The sequence below is a fragment of the Ktedonobacterales bacterium genome, from assembly GCA_036557285.1.
Lineage (GTDB): Bacteria > Chloroflexota > Ktedonobacteria > Ktedonobacterales > DATBGS01 > DATBHW01.
Genome location: DATBHW010000022.1, coordinates 71,264 through 89,634 on the forward strand (window position 1 = coordinate 71,264; position 18,371 = coordinate 89,634).

At 59.4% G+C, this 18,371-nt stretch carries 17 protein-coding genes and 1 tRNA gene; 5 read left to right on the plus strand and 13 right to left on the minus strand.

Annotation, left to right across the window (positions count from 1 at the left end; translation table 11 throughout):
* Positions 1-10: 10 nt before the first annotated feature.
* From VH599_07820 to VH599_07830, 3 genes are all read right to left on the minus strand, one after another.
* Entirely contained in the window at positions 11-652 is a 642-nt protein-coding gene (locus VH599_07820; GenBank protein HEY7348216.1) for a YggT family protein, read from the minus strand.
* A gap of 86 nt (positions 653-738) precedes the next feature.
* Entirely contained in the window at positions 739-1,878 is a 1,140-nt protein-coding gene (locus VH599_07825) for a peptidoglycan bridge formation glycyltransferase FemA/FemB family protein (protein HEY7348217.1), read from the minus strand.
* Between the two features lie 26 nt (positions 1,879-1,904).
* Complete coding sequence (locus VH599_07830; GenBank protein HEY7348218.1) at positions 1,905-2,219, minus strand: non-heme iron oxygenase ferredoxin subunit; 315 nt, start codon at positions 2,217-2,219, stop codon at positions 1,905-1,907.
* 215 nt (positions 2,220-2,434) lie between these two features.
* Between VH599_07830 and VH599_07835 the strand changes: the two genes are divergently transcribed.
* Entirely contained in the window at positions 2,435-3,013 is a 579-nt protein-coding gene (locus VH599_07835) for an HD domain-containing protein (GenBank protein HEY7348219.1), read from the plus strand.
* Between the two features lie 87 nt (positions 3,014-3,100).
* On the opposite strand, the gene VH599_07840 is transcribed toward VH599_07835, so the two are convergent.
* The 3 genes from VH599_07840 to VH599_07850 are packed head-to-tail and all read right to left on the minus strand — an operon-like array spanning position 3,101 to position 4,381.
* On the minus strand, positions 3,101-3,889 hold the full coding sequence (locus VH599_07840; GenBank protein ID HEY7348220.1) for an SDR family oxidoreductase: 789 nt from the start codon (positions 3,887-3,889) through the stop codon (positions 3,101-3,103).
* Positions 3,890-3,938: 49 nt separating this feature from the next.
* Positions 3,939-4,154 carry a type II toxin-antitoxin system HicB family antitoxin gene (locus VH599_07845; GenBank protein ID HEY7348221.1) on the minus strand — a complete coding sequence of 72 codons (216 nt, stop codon included), beginning with the start codon at positions 4,152-4,154 and terminating at the stop codon, positions 3,939-3,941.
* Positions 4,151-4,381: a type II toxin-antitoxin system HicA family toxin gene (locus VH599_07850; GenBank protein HEY7348222.1), complete on the minus strand. Its 231-nt coding sequence runs from the start codon at positions 4,379-4,381 to the stop codon at positions 4,151-4,153. The genes VH599_07845 and VH599_07850 overlap by 4 nt, the downstream gene beginning before the upstream one ends.
* 266 nt (positions 4,382-4,647) lie before the next feature.
* Here VH599_07850 and VH599_07855 point away from each other — a divergent pair, with 266 nt between their 5' ends.
* Positions 4,648-5,898, plus strand: coding sequence for a hypothetical protein (locus VH599_07855; GenBank protein HEY7348223.1), 1,251 nt, complete (start codon positions 4,648-4,650; stop codon positions 5,896-5,898).
* 35 nt (positions 5,899-5,933) lie between these two features.
* On the opposite strand, the gene obgE is transcribed toward VH599_07855, so the two are convergent.
* The 7 genes from obgE to VH599_07890 form a co-directional block, all read right to left on the minus strand.
* Positions 5,934-7,235 carry a GTPase ObgE gene (gene obgE, locus VH599_07860; protein ID HEY7348224.1) on the minus strand — a complete coding sequence of 434 codons (1,302 nt, stop codon included), beginning with the start codon at positions 7,233-7,235 and terminating at the stop codon, positions 5,934-5,936.
* A gap of 4 nt (positions 7,236-7,239) precedes the next feature.
* Positions 7,240-7,312, minus strand: a tRNA-Ile gene (locus VH599_07865).
* Positions 7,313-7,324: 12 nt separating this feature from the next.
* Positions 7,325-7,795: a hypothetical protein gene (locus tag VH599_07870; protein HEY7348225.1), complete on the minus strand. Its 471-nt coding sequence runs from the start codon at positions 7,793-7,795 to the stop codon at positions 7,325-7,327.
* An 865-nt stretch (positions 7,796-8,660) separates the two neighbouring features.
* Positions 8,661-9,509, minus strand: coding sequence for a DUF2085 domain-containing protein (locus VH599_07875; protein HEY7348226.1), 849 nt, complete (start codon positions 9,507-9,509; stop codon positions 8,661-8,663).
* A 129-nt stretch (positions 9,510-9,638) separates the two neighbouring features.
* Positions 9,639-10,361 (minus strand): cytochrome c biogenesis protein CcdA, encoded by a 723-nt coding sequence (locus VH599_07880; GenBank protein ID HEY7348227.1) that lies wholly within the window; start codon positions 10,359-10,361, stop codon positions 9,639-9,641.
* A 21-nt stretch (positions 10,362-10,382) separates the two neighbouring features.
* On the minus strand, positions 10,383-12,224 hold the full coding sequence (locus VH599_07885; GenBank protein HEY7348228.1) for a hypothetical protein: 1,842 nt from the start codon (positions 12,222-12,224) through the stop codon (positions 10,383-10,385).
* Positions 12,212-13,051, minus strand: a complete 840-nt coding sequence (locus tag VH599_07890; protein HEY7348229.1) for an ABC transporter ATP-binding protein — start codon at positions 13,049-13,051, stop codon at positions 12,212-12,214. Before VH599_07890 ends, VH599_07885 begins: the two co-directional genes overlap by 13 nt.
* A gap of 615 nt (positions 13,052-13,666) precedes the next feature.
* On the opposite strand from VH599_07890, the gene VH599_07895 reads away from it, so the two are divergent.
* From VH599_07895 to VH599_07905, 3 genes are all read left to right on the plus strand, one after another.
* Positions 13,667-14,890, plus strand: a complete 1,224-nt coding sequence (locus VH599_07895) for a transposase (protein HEY7348230.1) — start codon at positions 13,667-13,669, stop codon at positions 14,888-14,890.
* A 335-nt stretch (positions 14,891-15,225) separates the two neighbouring features.
* A complete protein-coding gene (gene uvrB, locus VH599_07900) occupies positions 15,226-17,208 on the plus strand; it encodes an excinuclease ABC subunit UvrB (protein ID HEY7348231.1) in 1,983 nt (660 codons plus the stop codon).
* 52 nt (positions 17,209-17,260) lie between these two features.
* Complete coding sequence (locus tag VH599_07905; protein HEY7348232.1) at positions 17,261-18,169, plus strand: type II toxin-antitoxin system HicB family antitoxin; 909 nt, start codon at positions 17,261-17,263, stop codon at positions 18,167-18,169.
* Positions 18,170-18,371: the final 202 nt, after the last annotated feature.

The following is an 18,371-nucleotide window of genomic DNA, read 5'->3' on the forward strand; positions in this document are numbered from 1 at the left end:
GCGGAGACGCTTAAAAGCCGTCGTGGCTGGTTTGCCGTTTCTGGCGAAAGATTCGCTGGCCGCCTTGCTCACGATAAAACATGAGCTGGATGCCGCGTATGATGATCCAACCAAAGACGGGATAGACGATCAGCGCCAGCAAGGTGGTGAATTCGACCTCACCAGCGCCAATCTGTGGGTTGACGAGCAAAGACTCGAATGGGCCGGTCAGGGGATCGGTCAGCCCGAAGAGAAAAGCGCCAAACGGGCTGGCCGGGTTGGCGCCTATCAGCTTCAAGAAAAAACGCAGCGCCAGCACGATTTCTATCACCATAAAGATGAAGCGTATCGTTTTGCTGATGCGCCGCATCCGCTGGCTGGGCGAGGGCGGCGCGTCTACTTCGGTGCTGTAGAAGGTTTCTTCTTCGGTGGTCTGCTGGTTTTCTACGGTTTCGAGTGTTTCTGATACAGAACCGGCCTGTCCCTGCTTCACGGGCAGCGGTGGTGGTTCGTAGGGATCGGGGGGGATGGTTGATTGAACTGGCATAAGGCCCCGGCCCCCCGCTACCCCCTGCTGCTGGGGGATGAGCGGCTTTGGTTGTGGGGCCAGAGGCACTGTCGGTATCGTTGATGGGTCGGCAGGCGCCTGGTTTGGGTCTGGCGCTGGCTGCATTGGGAGGTCTCCTCTCTCTTGTGGCCTGAGCGCTCTGCCTTTCATGGCGTGCAAGTTTCAGACCAGCGCCAGCCAGCGCCGCCGGGTTAGTGTTTTGGCCCTTCTCCCACAGGTTCAGCCGCTTCTTTTTCTTTCTCTTCGGCGGTCTTCTCTTCTGATTTCCTGCTCTCTCCGCGCTGAGCGCGTTGCAATTCCCAGCGTCTTCGCTGGCGGCGTCGCCAGTTGACGCGCGCCCGCGCGGCCAGCGTGACCGGCCAGTAGAGCAGCGGGCGATAGATATAATCGTGGGTTGCCAGGCTTAAGCGCGAGAAGCCGCCAAAGCCGCGCTTGTATTCGTAGACGTTCCACATTTCTTCGCCTGGCTCCAACACTTCGGGGATGCCGCGAAAATCATAGAGTGAACACCCCTGTTCTTTGGCCCACAAAAACGTTTTCCAGTGGAGCAGATAGCCGGGCTTGAGATTGCGATGCGCTTCGGCTGTTGCGCCGAACATATCCCAGCAGCCCGCGCCGTAGCGAATGAGCAGGTGTCCTACCAGCGGCTCACCCGCGTAGTCTGCCAGGAAGAGGCGCGCGTCGTCGGCAAAGAGTTCGAGGATGTTGGTATAGTGCTTGAGCGGCAGGATGGTGAAATCGTCACGCTGGCTGGTCTGTTGATACATGCGATAGAAGGCTTCCATATCTTCTGGCGCGCAGGCGGTGCGCACCTGAACGCCGCCGCGCTCGGCAACCTTGATGTTATAGCGCCAGGAGCGTTTCATTCCGGCCAGGAGCTTTTGTTCGGGAGGGCGTATATCCAGCAGCCAGCTTCGACGCACATGGGCGGGGATCGGGTTGGTCTGAAAGCCCAGCCCTTTCAGCGCCTCGCGCCAGCCTGGCGTACCCTCTTCTACGTGAGGTTCGATTTTGAGCATGGCGGCGCGCTCGCGGCGGGCGATTCGATGGAGTTCATTGATGATGGCCGACAGGGCGGGCGATGCCGGGTCATCCACGACCGGGCCGCGCAAGACATAGAGCCAGGGCGCCTTCACGTAGGGTATGGTCGCAAACTGGACCTGCGCCGCTGCCACAAGCTGGCCTGCTTCGAGCGCGCCAAGGCGCATGATGCGCCGCCCGTCGCGCTGCATCAGTTCGCCCCATTGATAGGACTGCATCAGATGGCCGGTCTGCGCCTGGGAGACGAAGTTATCCCATTGCGCGCGGTCAGAAATCTCGCGCACTTCCATTGATCTTGCACTTTCTGGTTCCCAGCTTATTCCGGCCTGGCAATGAGGACATCCTCTCCCTCGATTTTGACATCAAAGGTTGTGGCATCCTCGCGTGGAGGACTTTGGAGGACTTCGCCAGTGCGAATATCAAACTGGCCGAAGTGTACGGGGCAGGTAACGGTGTATCCTTCCAATTCCCCATCGCTCAAAGCTCCGCCAACATGGGTACATTCATCGCTAATCGCGTAGAAGGCGCCATTGACGTTTGCCAGGCAGATGAGTTCTCCATCCACTTCTACCAGGGTCATTTCACCAGGAGCCAGGTCTGAGACAGAAGCAACCTTCACATAGTCTGACACGGGGATATATCTCCTCGCCGTTGAGTAACTGGTCTATTGCTGAGGCACTGTGGCGGCTGCGCGCCTTCCAGGGTGGATTATAGCATGAGACTTACCATGACCGCCGCCAGCAACGCAGGGATGTTGCCCCGAACCCTGCCCTGGTACAATACAAGAAACGCCAGGAGTCTCAGGCTCCTGGCAAGCGGTGAAACAGATTGGTTGGAGGTCTTTTGATGGCGTTAGATCGAGCCGAGGCGTTTCGCCTCTTTACCGAGTGGAACCAGAATGAAGGTCTGGTCAAGCATGGCCTGGCGATGGAGGCAGCCTTGCGCGCCTATGCCCGCAAGTTTGGCGAAGATGAGAACAGGTGGGGCATTGCGGGCATGCTGCACGATATTGATTACGAGCGGCACCCGAGCGTGGAGGAGCATGGCAAGGTGGGCGCTGATCTGCTGCGCCAGCAGAACTATCCTGATGATGTGGTCCACGCGGTGCAGGCGCATAACGATTATCATGGGCTGCCGCGCAACGATCTGCTCTCTAAGACGGTCTTTGCCTGCGATGAACTGACCGGCCTGATTACGGCTACGGCGCTGGTGCGGCCCAATAAGAGTATCCTGGGCCTGGAGGCGAGTTCGGTCAAGAAAAAGATGAAGGATAAAGCGTTTGCGCGCGGCGTGAATCGTGAGGAGATCATCAAGGGCGCGGAAGGTCTGGAAGTGGACCTGACCGAGCATATTACGTTTGTGATTCACGCGATGGAGGCCGAGGCGGATGCGCTTGGCCTGCGCGGGACTGACGCCGCGCAATAACGAGCGAAGCAAGGAGCTTTCCAGGTTTCAGAGCAGAAGGCCCCTTGCTTCGCTCCCTCGAATCGAAGCTTGAAGCTTGCGGGCGGATCACCAGATGCCTTTCATGATGCCGCCGTCAACCGGGATGCTGGCGCCGGTGATGTAAGCGGCCTGGCGCGAGGCGAGGAACGCAACCAGAGCCGCCAGTTCTTCCGGTTCGCCCAGGCGTCCCAACGGGATGTCTTTTTCCACCTGCTTGATGGCTTCTTCCAGGGAGATGCCAAGCTGCTGGGCGGTGCGCTCGCGCAGGGAACGCTGGCGGGCGGTCATGATGCTTCCGGTAATGATGTTGTTGATGGTGATGTGATCTGGCCCTAGCTCTCTGGCAAGCGTCTTTGCCAGGCCGATGACCCCAGGGCGGATGCTGTTGGAGAGGATCAGGCCCTCGATAGGCTCGCGCACCGAGGTGGAGACGAGGGTGATGATGCGCCCGCCACCCTGACGGCGCATATGCGGGAGCGCGGCGTTGACGAGCCGGACAACGCTCATCAAATTGAGTTGAAACGCCTGCTCCCACTGCTCTTCGTTCACCGAGGCGAAGGTTCCCGGCGGCGGGCCACCGGCGTTGCAGATGAGAATATCAAGCCGCCCAAACTCACTGGCCGCGCGCTCGACCACCTGGCGAATCTGGTCTGGCCGGGTGACATCCGCCTGGATGGCGAGTGCCTGGACGCCACGAGCCCGCGCGGCTGCGGCGGTTTCGTTCAGCGCGTCCAGATCGCGGGCAAAGACGGCGACGTTGACACCCTCAGCCGCCAGGGCCAGCGCGCAGGCGCGCCCCAGTCCTTTACTGGCAGCGGCAATGACCGCTCCCTGGCCTTTGATACCAAAATCCATCGCCATGCTCCTTCTGTTGTATTTTTTTTGCTGCGCTACGCAAGGAACGCTATTTTGAGCGCCCCTGCGGCAATACTCGCCCATGCCTGGCTGCAACTTCAGCCGCCATATCAAGCACCTGCTCTGCGTTCTCCAGAGCCTCGCGCCGGGTCGCTCCATGCGTGCGCAGGGTGGGAAAGTCGGGAAACGAAGCAATATACGCCTGGTCCTCATCAGACCACGCAATCACAACGGCATAGCGCTGCACAGCGAGTGGCGCATTCATAGTTTTTTCTTCCCTTTCTGTTTCCGCTTGAGCGCCGCCAGCGCGTCACGCACATCTCTCACTTGATACGGCCTGGCATCATCGCCGTCTTGTCCAGCCAGGTTGACCGGGAACTCTGGCACATCGGGATGCTCCCACCATGTATGGCTACCCTTCCCCCGCCTGGCCTCTTCCTGAAAGCCAGCCTTCTGTAGTTCAGCGCGCAACTGGCGTACTTTCGGCGGCATTCCCTTCTCTCCCATCCTAACATATTCTGCCCCGCGCCGTACATACGATAAAAGCTCTCACTGAGGTATGACCAGGATTCGCATTTACGGTACACCGCCTGTCAAGCTTCTCTCTGGCTAACAATTTATCTTCGCGCTTTCTCCTCGCTCCAAAGGTTTAGAAATCGGACCAAAAATATCTTGACTTGTTTGTTTTTTGGGAGTATCCTTGCTATAGGCTGGCAGTCTGATAAGCGCAAAGCCGCATATCGCATGGAGCCAGCATCTTGAGCAACTCGGAGCGTGTGCGCCGCCCGTCCCAGTCGTTTCACCCTTCGCCTCCGGCGCCACCCAGGCAGCGCCGGAGGCTGCTCCCTGTTCTCAGCGTAGTGGTTGTGGTGGTAGTGGTGGTCGCTCTGGGTGTCGCGCTCTTGAAAAGCGGGCTGTTTTCTCAGCCGGAGACAGGCCAGGCCCCTGTCGCGGCTTCTACCGCTGCCGCTTCCCCTCAGCCAACTGACGCCCCTCTTCAAGCGTCGGCCTATGTGGCAACGTTTGGTGATTCGCTCTACGGCATTTCTATGACTTCAGCCAGCGATGGCTGGGCGGTTGGCAGTGATCGCGGGATACCCCTGATCTTGCGCTACACGGGCCATCGTTGGGAACGCATCACGAACGCGATTGGCGGCGGCTTTCAGGCGAAGGATGTGACGCTGACCCAGGTGGCGATGCTTTCAGCGACGAATGGCTGGGCGGTTGGCAGCTACCACGACGCCGCTAACACCCTCTTCGGCCTGATTCTGCGCTATAACGGGAGCCGCTGGATGCCGCAGATGTCGCTGCCCAGGGTGAATCTGAACGGGCTGGCGATGCTTTCGGCCAGTGACGGCTGGGCGGTTGGAGGGGATGACCATCAGCAAGGGGTCTTGCTGCATTATACAGGCGCCACCTGGCAGGTGATTCCCCTGGCGACGATGACGTTGAATCAGGTGGTCATGACTGCGCCAACAGATGGCTGGATCGTTGGGCAGTCAGAGGACAGCGGCTTTGGCGCCTGGCATTACGATGGGAAGACCTGGACCCAGGTAAGGATTCCTGGAGTGGATATTAGCCACATAGCCATGACTTCGGCCAACGATGGCTGGGCGGTTGGCTTCAAGCGTCCTGCTGGAGCAGGGAACGCGCTCATTGCCGATGGGTCATATGGCGGCGATACGGTCTTTGCGCACTATGATGGGAAGACCTGGACAGCCATGCAAACCTTCACGACACCGATGAATGTAAAGAGCCTTGCGCTGGATGCGCCTGACGATGGCTGGGCGTTTGGCTCCGTCGCCAAAGCGGTGATTGACTCAACAACGCTCTATCTGCATTACACTGGCGGGCAATGGAAGCAGGTAACTGGGCCGGAATTGAATGGGTATGACCTGGCTGTTTTGCTGCTTTCGGCGAGCGACGGCTGGGCCGTTTCAGATGACGGGGCCATTTTGCGCTATCAGCACAACGCCTGGAAGATGGTGGTTAGCCCAGGGACCAAGTGAGCGTATCACCTTGCGGGGGCGCGCAGCCAATTGGCTCATTCTCCCCAGATGAGTTCTACTTTGCCGAAGCGGACGGTATCTCCCGGTTGGACGCCCGCCTCTTCAAGCGCCCTGGTGACACCCATGCGCTGGAGCGTGTTTTCCAGGCGGGCCATGCCTTCCTCGCTCTCCTGGTCGGTCATGACCACCGCGCGCTCGGCACGCTTGCCACGCACCACAAATACGTGCTGTTCGCGGCTCACGGTAAAAGCATCTTCAGGTTCTGGGCGCAGGACCGGCCCGGCAGGCGTTGGGGAACGCTCGGCCTCGGCGCGCGCCTCGGCTTGCAGTTCGCGCAGGCGGTTGGCAGTGAAGTAGAGCAGTTCGTTGACTCCCTGGCGCGTAGCGGCTGAGATGGCGAACACCGGCAGATTGGCCTGCTCGGCCTGCTGCTGGAGGACTGCCCAGCGCGCCTGGGCCTCTGGCACGTCGATCTTGTTCAAGACGACGATCTGGGGCCGCGCGGCCAGCGCCTCGCTGTAGGCCGCCAGTTCCCGGTTGATAGCCTGGAAACCCTCCCAGGGGTCGCGCTCCAGCGATGCGCCATCCAGCAAGTGCAGCAGCAGGCGCGTGCGCTCGACGTGGCGCAGGAACTCATGACCCAGCCCGGCCCCCTGGGCGGCGCCTTCGATCAGGCCAGGGATGTCAGCCAGCACAAAGCTTAGCTCATCTCTGGAGCCGGGTTCGCCAATTACTACGACGCCAAGGTTGGGGGTCAGGGTGGTGAACGGGTAATCGGCGATCTTGGGGCGGGCGGCGCTGACGACTGAGAGCAGGGTGGATTTCCCGGCGTTGGGGAAGCCGACCAGGCCGACATCGGCGATCAGCTTGAGTTCCAGGGTCAGCCAGCTTTCTTCGCCCGGCTCGCCTTTTTGCGCTTCGCGCGGAACCTGATGGGTTGCGGTGGCGAAGTGAACGTTGCCCAGCCCGCCGCGCCCGCCGCGCGCCACCATGACGCGCTGGTTGGCAGCGACCAGATCGGCCAGCAATTCGCCGGAATCGGCCTTGCGGACGACGGTACCCGCAGGCACGCGCAGCACAACGTCTTCGCCTTTAGCCCCGTGGGAACGCTGCTTGAAGCCGTTGCCCCCGCTCCCGGCGCGGTGATGCTGGCGGTAGTGATAGTCTACCAGGGTGTTGAGGCTGGTGTCGCTTTGGAGGTAGACGCTGCCGCCCCGGCCACCATCGCCGCCATCTGGTCCGCCATAGGGGACGTATTTTTCGCGCCGAAAATGGGCAGAGCCGCTGCCGCCATCTCCGGCTTTTACGAAGATTTTTGCGCGGTCATAGAATTGCATAAGGTGGGCCCAGCAGGGTTCGAACCTGCGACCAACCGGTTATGAGCCGGCTGCTCTAACCACTGAGCTATAGGCCCGCAACGGTGGGGCTATCCCCCCCGGTGGCGCCGGTAGCGCATTTTGAGCTGGAGGATTTTCCACTGCGTTACTACAAAACGAAAAGGGCGTGGTAGTGATCGCTTTGGCGCGCTGGTCTCCCCATACCAGGAGCGCCCATAGAGAGGGCGGCGGCTCTCTCGCCAGGGGGTGATAATGCCCATAATGATACAAACAAACGCCAGAACAGCCAGAAATCCCGTCAATACATTGCCGGTCTGCGCATTGACATAAGCGAAGCCTGCCGCGATTAACCCCAGGAGGATTCCGGCAAGAAAGCACCACTCTGATGTTGAGAAGTTGAGGTGAAGAGAGGGCCGCGCCGGCCTGGGTCGCATCGGTTCCGGTCGCCTGGGCTGCCCACGCATCCGCATGTTCAGCCGCTCGCGGAAAGATGGCTTTGGCTCAGTGCGCTCCATGTTCCGCAAGATTTCCTCAATCTCCCGCTCATATTTGTTAGGCATGACCGGCACCCCCCGATTTACCGGAAGAGCAGGATTTGTCGCTATGCGAAGCGCCTCTGCTGTGTTTGCTATCATTATACCTTACTTCAAGGTTCTGCACAAGCATGCTTTAGTTGTCTCCAGGCTGCCCTGCTCTCCCGCTCTGCACACCTTTCAGCGGATGCAGCGTTGATATGGATGATGGTTCTCATAGGGGTGATTGCTGCACCAGGCTCTGATGTGCTACTGCCGGTATCGGAGAAAGAGATGGAAGAATGGCGCTCTCTACTCGATGTTTGGCGCAAGAATAATGCCATCCTGCAACCAGCCCAACCAGTGCCTTCGCTTGAAATGCTCCTGCGTTCATCTCATTTCAGGACTGGCAGCGTCGGGGGATTATGCCCGCTATAGGATAGCTAGTTCCTGACGAAATTGCAAGCCGGAGTGTGCCAGCGGTTCTGCCAAAAAGCGGGGTCACTGGTAGCGCCGCCGGGACGGCGGCAGGGGGCTGTGGGGCGGTGTACCCGTAGCGCCGCCATCCCTTCGGGAAGGGCCGCTTGCCTCGGCTATGCCTCGGCACTCTCGCTCCCGTTGGTCGCTCGCGCGTCCCTCCTGGCGGCCAGCGTTGGCCTGCTGGCGCCGTGGCCCGGAGGGCGAACGCGCGCCCTGGCGCAGCGTTGAGCCGCCGTCCCGGCGGCGCTACAGGTGGCTAGCCGCCAGGAAGGCGGCGCTACAGGTGGCAACCCCCGATAATTGGTGGAACCCGTGCCAGCAGCCGTTTGCCCAGACTTTCTTCTCAATATCCAGGTGTATAGGTTCATTTACTGTCGTATAAGCTGATGCCATATATCCTCCAGGCGCCCGATCCCAGAGATGCTGAGGCTGCTCAGGCAGTTACCTGTTGCAGCAGCCAGTGGTTCAGGTAGAAGAGTCCTACCAGTTCTCCAACCGCCATCAAGAAGGCAGCCGAGAAAAATGGGAAGAGCTGGCGATAGGTGTTCAGCAAGCAGGCTTTGCCAGAGACAGCGACAATAACAGTGAGATTGATCAGGCAGAGTGCCGTTATTACGCCGAATGAACTCAGAATTGCTACGGGATACAGGAAGATTGCCGCCTGTGTCCCGACTGCCAGAAACGCCAGCGCCAGGATCGGCAGCAGGCGCAGAAGCTGCCACCAGGAGTCTACGCTGCGCTGTTCGCCCATCTCTTTCCAGAGAACGGAGTTGGTGACGGGCATCAGGAAACAGGCCATAGAAGCGCCGGTCAGCAGCCCGGTGGTGAGGCGGATCAGGTTATGTGGCTGATAGAGATGTGGCAGGCGCAGATCGAGAAAGAGCGAGTTCAAGCCATCAATACCAAGCGCGGCGATACAGATGAACATGACCAGCGCCAGCGGCCAGCGAGGAAATTGGGCGGCGCGTCCACGTCCGGTCAGAAAGAGGGTTACAAAGGCAATCGTATAGCCCAGATAGATGCCGGTGTTGCGGGCGCACAGCGGCAGGCGCTGGCCGTCGGGATAGAAGGAGTGAGTGGGAAGCTGGGCGCAGATGCCTCCATCCAAGGCGCGCAAGCGGTCGAGCAGAGTGGCCCCCGGCCAGAAGACCATGACGGCTGCCAGCGCCACCAGAGCGCCTGCCGAGCCGATGATGAGCCAGGTTGGCGGGCCAGAAGACGGCTCTTCCGCCGCCATCTGCGCGGTTTCTCTTTCTGCGGCTTCCATTGACGGTGTTGTCATATCGCTGCCACCTTTGCCTCCAGATTGCTTGCACCATTTCTTTCGACGGTTTTCTCAGCCTGCTTTATCCCCTTACAGTAGTATACCAGGCGAGGTAACTATCTCAAGACTCCATCAGCTATACACGGTTTAACCGCTGACGGGGAGGAAATTGAAATATTGGGGCAGATAATTGATCAGTCCAAGGAACATGGCTATACCGACCACGACCAGCAGCGCCCCTGTAGCAATCTCGATCTTCCCCAGATGGGGCTTGAGGCGTTTGAGCCAGCCTGAGACCATGTTGGCGGCCAGGCCCATTGCCAGGAAAGGCAGCCCCAGGCCGAGCGAATAGACTGCCAGCAGGGCTATGCCGGTTTGTAAGGTCTGGCTGGCGCCCGCCAGGAGCAAGATGCTGCCCAAAATGACGCCGACACAGGGCGTCCAGCCGATGGAGAAGATCACGCCCATTAAGAAGGAGGCAGGGAAGCCTGGTCGGCTGATGCGGTAGTGAAAGCGGGCCTCGCGGTACAAAAACGGGAGCCGCCACAGACCGGCGAGGTGTATCCCCAGGATCACGAGGATGATGCCGCCGACCTGGCGGAATAAGATCTGGTGATCCTTGAGGAAATGTCCGATCACACTGGCCGTCGCTCCCAGCGCGATGAAGGCCAGCGAGAAGCCCAGGACAAAGAGGAGGGCGTGCAGAAACGTATACAGGCGCATGGAGGGGGTGCGCTGCTCAGTGGACTGGATGACGCTTGGCCCGACGAGCTGCGCCAGATAAATAGGCGCGAGGGGCAAGACACACGGAGAGAGGAACGAGGCCAGCCCCGCGCTAAAAGCGATGGCAAAGGTGATTGAGGTGTTCATGTCGGCTTAGTCTCTGCGCCCTCACTCTCTGGTGGTTTGCGCCAGAATCTCTGGTATGCGCTGCTCCAGGCGAGGAGCGATGAATCGTGTTGCCCCCTGGTGAATGATTAGACCATAGAGCAAGGCGAGTGGCAAGGTGATGGTCAGTATATCGGGCGCGCTCAAGATGAGCGGTAAGACCACGCCAGCAATCACTGGCGCAAGCACCACCAGCGTTACGCCTAGAGAGAACATACCCATCAGCGAGCGTAAACAGCCGGATTCGGGTGAGCCGCTGGCTGAAGCGCCCATTCTAAATTGGGGTACGCGGAACGGCAGCAGCACTGATAGGATATTGCCACACCCCATCATCACGGCAATGGCCGCCATGCCAACGACGATAGCAGGGATATAATAGCCCCAGCTATTGGTAATAAAGGCGAAAGCGGCGGCAATGAGGACTTGTTCGCCAAATGCGACGCTTGCTACCGCCAGATTCTTCCCCCAGAAAATATACTGCGGGCGCACCGGAAAAAGGAAGAGCGTGGTGAGCGCCTGGCGCTCAAGGCCGAAGATATTCAGCGAAAAGTTCATCGCCATAAAGAGCGGGGCCAGGCACGAGAAAAGCACTGTCCAGGGGCGCTCATTGGGATCACCGGGACGCGAGCCAAAGAGTGGCCCTACAAAAAGCACGATCAGGATAAAGAACGAGCTAAGCATGCTCGCCTTCATCTGGGGGTCGCGCCAGAAGTAGCGCATCTCTTTGACAAAGATGGCGCGAACCGACGGAGGCAGAAACCTCCTGGCGCGCTGCATGGAGGAAGCCGCCCTGGCAGCCAGGCTGGGCGCGGCGTTCTCGCTGCTGCGCGGCATGCTGATCGCCCGGTTGGCGCTGGCCCCTCCAGGTATCGCAGCAGCCAGTTCTGCGCCTTGGGAGATGCTGGCGGTTTGTCCAGTTTGTCTGGGCAGGCGTATCTGGCGGCGCTGGCGGCGCGTCTGCTGGGGTCCAGATTCGGCCATCGCCAGCCCACGATCCAGCATCACCATCCAGGCCCAGAGCAGGGGAATGGCGCACGCGGCGCTGACGGCGAGCCACCCCAGGGCTGAAAGCCAGGCGCCCTCGTTAGCCCTGACGATGGCCCATCCGGCCATGCCTGGCGGGGTGAAGCGCAGGTACTGCGCCAGGTGAATGAGGGCGAGATCGCTGCTATCAAACTTATTGAACTGGCGGACGATCACTTGCTGCCCAATAGAACAGGCGGAGCCAAAGAGGGCGAAGACGATAATGGTCAGGTCTCGATAGCGTCGGCTGCGCAGCAGGCCCATAAATGTCGCCAGCACGAGTTGACTCAGCCCGACAATATGGACATAGGCCACCAATAAGGCGGGAAGGATCATCAACAGCGTGACTGGTGGAACGCCCCAACCAAGCAAAATGGCGAAGAACAGGGCGGCGATGCCCAGGGTGGGAATGTCCAGCAAGGTGGCGAGCAAAAGGCTGATCATGCGTTCGACGCGCGTGAGCGGATAGAGCGTGAGTTTGGTAACATCTAGCCCTTCGTTGACGCTGAATTCGAGCAGAGGCAGCAGCGACCAGAAGAGATACAACCCGACCAGGACCATCAGCAGGAGTTCCCTTGCTTCTGAGTGAGGCAGGGCGACATATCCGGCGAAGGTACCCAGTGCGATGCCTCCCAGGAATGGGATGGCGATCAGCAGCAGCAAGATACCACCGAGCAGGCGGCGCCAGTCACGCGTGTAGCCGCGCAGCAGCAGTTTCGTGCGCAGCCAGAAGAGCCAGTAGATATTTGACCAGTGAATCATTCGCTGGCGCGGAGGAGGCGCAGTTTTGCTCGCGCGCGGTGTGGAGGCTACTCCAGCCAACTGAGGTTTCCCCCTTCCTGGCGCGCGCCCACCACCTGGAGGAAAATATCTTCGAGCGTCGCGGCTTCCTGGGTCTGTCCGTCGCGCGCGCCGCGCTCGCGTAGTTCCTGCAATGTGCCTTCGGCGACGAGGCTGCCTTGATTGATGATGCCTACCCGGCTGCACAGGCGCTCGACCACTTCCATGATATGGGAAGAGAAGAAGATAGTGACGCCCGCGCCCGTGAGGTCGCGCAGAATATTGCGGATGATGCGTGAACTGATCGGGTCAATGCCCTCAAACGGCTCATCCAGAAAAAGAACCTGCGGGCGATGGATGAGGGCAGCGGCCAGCGCGATCTTCTTGCGCATGCCCACCGAGTAATCCACGATCAATTTATCGGCGTCGCTTGCCAGCGTCAGGATCGTGAGCAAATCTTCCGAGCGGCGGCTGATTTCTCCCTTGTCCAATCCGTACATATGCCCGGCGAAGGTCAGGAATTCGCGCCCGCTCAGGCGATCATACAGATTCAGTTGCTCTGGCAAAACGCCCATCAGCCTGCGCGCCGCCAGGGGATCGCGCCAGACATCAACGCCGCCGACCCAGACGCGGCCCGCTGTTGGGCGCAGCAACCCGACCATCAATTTGATGGTGGTGGACTTTCCTGCGCCGTTGGGGCCAAGGAAACCAAAAAACTCTCCCCGCTGTACGGTCAAGTTGAGAGCATTGACAGCAATCTTGGGGCCGAAGGCGCGGACCAGCCCCTGCGTTACAATTGCCGCCTGGGGGTCAATTGCGCCGTTCAAGTGGTCGGCAGAGGACTGGGGAAATTGCGAAATTGAAGCCATTGCTCTTCCTTAACATTTGCCTATCGTTACATGCGCCTATCGCTACATTCGCCTATTGTTGGCATCGCTGGAAGGCGTCTGCTATTGGCGTGGTATACCAACGCACTCTGCGCCTATCCGTCTATGCGTAATGAACGCTACCATTGCCTATTTTCGCAAGCTACAGGCCAGAAAACAGTGATTAAAAACTCAGAACCTGCTCTTTAATTATAGAGGCCGCTGCAATTATAGGAGCTGCTGCGCTATCGCCAGACCTGGCAGCAAGCGCCTATAGCCGTACAGTAACACAGGTGATTGTACCACACCAGAGCCGCGAAATTGACAGAAAAACCCGCCACAAGCCATGCCGTCTTTAGCGACAGGGGTCTAGGCGGGTTTCCTTTTGGGCTTTAGCCCTTCCTTGACGCCAGATATATTGTTATGATATACTTTAGGCATGACCGTACAAAAGTTATTGCGTTTAGAGCCAGAGGATGTGCAAGCCCTCGCAACCATCAAGACCCGATATGGCTGTGAATCAGACAGCCAGGCGATGCGGCTTGCCTTACGGGTCTTGGCCGCCAGCCCAACGCTCACGATCACCCTCCCGGCTCGCCCCAAGCAGGAGCCACGCCCATGATGCGTACTGTACAGTGTGCCTGCACACTGCCCAGGGCAGAAGCCGACGCCCTGAACGCGGAAAGCGGGCGGGTCTACACGGACATGTTGGTCCGCCACTATCGCCTCTATCGCAAGAGGCGTGTCTGGCTGGCTCCTACGTCTGGCGAGCGCCTGGAAGACGCCCTGGGCGGGCCAACCACGCTGCACGCCCACAGTCGGGACGCGGCCCAACAGGGCTTCTACAAAGCTTGCAAAACGGCCAAGACGTGCAAGGCGACGGGATTGGAGACGAAGTACCCCTATCATCGGAAGCGTTGGCGCACCACGATCTGGAAACGCACCGGCATCAGCAGGAAAGGCGACCATCTGCTCTTGGCGCGGGCGCGGGGGCTGGCTCCGGTTTCCCTGCTGGCGCCGTCCAACCTGCTCTCCCTGCCTGGCTCTGCCTGTTTGGAAGTGCGGTTGGTGTGGGACCGCGCCGCCCGGCACTATAGGTGGCATCTGGTGATAGAAGACGGCTTGGAGCCGCAACCCGCCCCAGGCTCCCACACGGCAGCGGTAGACCTGGGCGAGATACACCCGGCAGCCCTCACTGATGGACAAGAGACGGTCATCATCACCTGTCGGGCGCTGCGAGCAAACCAGCAATACACGGCCAAAAGACTCTCCGAGATACGCGCCAAACAGGACCGCAAAAAGAAAGGCTCTCGTTCGTGGAAGCGACTGCAACGGCGCAAGCGGCGCTTTCTCGCCAAACAGCAGCGGCGGGCGCGAGACATGGAGCACAAGGCCAGTCGCGGCGTCGTCGCGTGGGCCAGGGAGCGCGGCGTGGGTACGCTCGTCATTGGCGATGTCAGGGACGTAGCGGATGGCAAACGCCTGCGCGCGTTGAGCCAGCAGAAGATCGGCCTGTGGTCGCATGGCCGCCAGCGCGCCTACATCACCTATAAGGCAGAGACAGCGGGCATCACCGTTACCCTCTGCCCAGAAGCCTACACCTCGCAGACCTGCCCGCAGTGTGGTCACTGCACCAAACCCAAGGGGCGCGTGTATCGTTGCCCGGCTTGTGGTTTTGTGGCCCATCGAGACGCGGTAGGGGCAGCCAACATTCTGAGTCAGCACTATACCGGCGAACCGGGGCATGTGCTGCCACCGCAAGAAAAGTATCGTCACCCGTTCGCGGGCAAGCGTAGCCGCCTGGACACGGCGGACCTGGCTTGGGGGCCACCTGCCGCGTAGGGCAATCCCAAGAAGCCGCGCCGATTTATCGGCAGCGGAGTGTCACAATTTCTTAAGCGCCTCTCTAGACCGTAAAGCCTTGCGATCAAAGCGTATCATCCGCTGTGAAGAGGCGCGATTTTCTTGACCAGCCCTCTTTTATCTGCTATACTTATAGAACGATTGTTTCATTTCTCCTCAGTGGGGAGCGGAAAATCCGCCTTCCTCTCTGGGCTGCTGCTTGCTGTGCTATACTGTCAGCGGGCGTGTGCCTGGCGCGGGTGAGCTAGCATAGCTGCGACCTGTTTTGAGCGTATCGGAATAGGCGAGGGTATTGAAATAGAGGAGACGGCATCATGTCTGATTTTCAGGTGGTCGCCCCCTGGCAGCCGACTGGCGATCAACCCACCGCTATTGATCAGTTAGTGGAGGGCCTCCAGCGAGGCGATAAGTATCAGACCTTGCTTGGCGCTACCGGAACCGGAAAAACCTTTACCATTGCTAACGCAGTCGCGGCGGTGCAACGCCCCACGCTGGTGCTGGCCCCCAATAAAACGCTGGCGGCGCAGTTATACAGCGAGTTCAAAGAGTTCTTCCCCAATAACGCGGTGGAATACTTCGTCAGCTATTACGATTACTACCAGCCGGAAGCCTATATCCCGCGAACTGATACGTATGTGGAAAAGGAGAGCCAGCTTAACGAGGAGATTCAGAAGCTGCGCCTCTCCTCCACGCGCAGCCTGTTTGAGCGCCGCGATGTCTTGATCGTGGCTTCGGTCTCTTGTATCTATGGCCTGGGTTCGCCCGAAGAATACGGCGAGGTAGTGCTGACGCTGAAGCAGGGCGAGCTGCGCCGCCGCGATAAGATTCTGCGCCACCTGGCGGAGATTCAGTACGAGCGCAATGATACGAACTTTGTGCGCGGCAAGTTTCGCGTGCGCGGCGATGTGCTTGAAATCTTTCCATCCTATGAAGACCTGGCGATGCGCGTCGAGTTCTTTGGCGATGAGATTGAGCGCATGGTCGAGATTGACCCGCTGACCGGCGAAATCCTGGGACAGCGCCAGCGGCTCGACATCTATCCTGCCAAGCACTGGGTAACGACGCAAGAGCGCCTCCAGCGGGCGATTGTCAACATTGAGCTTGAGCTTGATGAGCGCCTGAAAGAACTGAACGATCAGGGCAAACTGCTGGAGGCGGCGCGCCTGCGCCAGCGCACGAACTTCGACCTGGAGATGCTGCGCGAGACGGGTATCTGCTCTGGCATTGAGAACTATTCGCGGCATCTGGCCGGACGCCAGGCGGAAGAGCAGCCCTGGACGCTGCTGGACTATATGCCGGATGATTTCCTGATGGTGGTTGACGAGTCGCATGTCTCGCTGCCGCAGGTGCGCGGCATGTATGCCGGTGATCGCTCGCGCAAAGAGGTGCTGGTGGAATATGGCTTTCGGCTGCCTTCGGCGCTGGATAACCGGCCCCTGCGCTTTGGTGAGTATGAGCAGCATCTGAACCAGGCCATCTTTGTCTCGGCGACGCCTGGCCCGTATGAATACGAGCATAGTCAGCAGGTGGTGGAGCAGATCATTCGCCCGACGGGCGTGCTTGATCCAGTGATTTCGGTGCGCCCAACGGAAGGGCAGATTGATGATTTGCTGGCCGAGATTCATCAACGTGTGGAGAAGGGCCAGCGGGTGCTGGTGACGACGCTGACGAAGAAGATGGCCGAAGACCTGGCCGATTATATGCAAGAGCTTGGCATCAAGGTTCACTATCTGCACTCGGAAGTTGAGACTATCGAGCGCGTGGATATTTTGCGTGACCTGCGCCTGGGGGTCTATGATGTGGTGGTGGGCATTAACCTGCTGCGTGAAGGGCTGGACCTGCCAGAAGTCTCGCTGGTGGCGATTCTGGATGCCGACAAAGAGGGCTTCTTGCGTTCGGAAGGCTCGTTGATTCAGACGACAGGCCGCGCAGCCCGGCACGTGGAGGGGCAGGTTATCATGTATGCTGATGTGGTGACGCGCTCGATGCAGCGAGCGATTGATGAGACCAACCGCCGCCGGAAGATTCAGATTGAGTATAATACTCGCAACCAGATTGTGCCTGTTGGCATCAGAAAAGAGGTTCGGGCGCTCTCTGATCGTCTGAAGGTGGCCGAATCCAGGGCAGGCTACGACGCGAATGCGCCGTCGCTTCAGACCATTCCAAAAGAAGAGGCGCTGAAGCTGATTAAAGACCTGGAAGGCCAGATGCGCCGCGCGGCTAGAGAACTTGAGTTTGAGCGCGCCGCCGAACTTCGTGACCAGATTGTCGAACTGCGCCGCTATGTGCTGGAGTGACGACTAAAGGGCGTGGCCCATGGAGCAGGCGCGGGAGAAGGAGGAGGACTTCATGAGCGCACGCGAGAAAGACAAGCGCCCGAAGAAGCGGGCGCAGGAAGCGCGCCTGGCAGAAGCAGATGCCGAAAGTACGGCTGTGATGGCCGACGTGTCGGAGGATGAGGCTGAGCCTGGGGAGGGCATCGTTGGCGGGATCAGTGAAGCCAGCGAGACGCCGACCCCGGCTGAGGAAGTCTCGGCTGCTACCTATGACGTCTATCTGGAAGAGACGGCTGAAGGCGTGACTCTGGCGCTGATCCTTGATTTGCCCGGCTGTTATGCCAGCGGCGCGAGCCGCCAGGAAGCGTTAGAGCATCTCCAGAAGGCCACCGTTGAGTATCATGCCTGGCTGCGTTGCCACGATGAGTATACACCCGATGTGCATAGCCCATTTGTCTTCAATGTCAAAGAAGTTTTTCAGATTGCCTCTGAGGGAGATTATGAGATTCACAGTTTCTTCGCGCCAGACGCCGAGCCAGCCAGCGAAGAGGACATCGAGTGGGCGCTGACTCTGCTGGGCTGGCAGCGTGAAGACCTGCTGGATCGGGTCGGCGCGCTTGCTGATGAAAAGCTCGATTGGAAGCCGACGAATACCCCCGATAGCCAGAGTATTCGTGAGATGCTCGATCATATCGCTCAGGCCGAGGTCTGGTATATGGGGCGTCTGGATGAGACGCCGCCGCGCATTCGTGTCAGCGCGCTGGCAGGGCCGACGATTGACCGGCTCCAGCGGGTACGTCAGGCAGCGATTCTGCGCGTGAAGAGCTATCCGAAAGAATTGCGGGGAAGAGTCTTTACCCATCGGGGCGAGCAGTGGACGCTGCGCAAGGCGCTGCGCCGCGCCGTCTGGCACGAGCGCGACCATCTCAATCAGATTGATGAGTGGGTCGCTGCATACCCACGCTCTTCAGGCGGGGGTTAGGCGGCCCTCGCTGCTGCTTGAAATGCCGCCGAAATAGTTATATAATGATGGCATGGAGAAGCAACGAGAAATCAAAGTCACGGTGCGCTTTCCAGCGGAACTTATTGAGGCACTGCGCCCCGTAGCGAAGTTGGAAGATCGGTCCCTGAACGGGGAAATCGTGCAAGCTGTTCGTGAATACTTAAAACGCAAACAAAAGAGA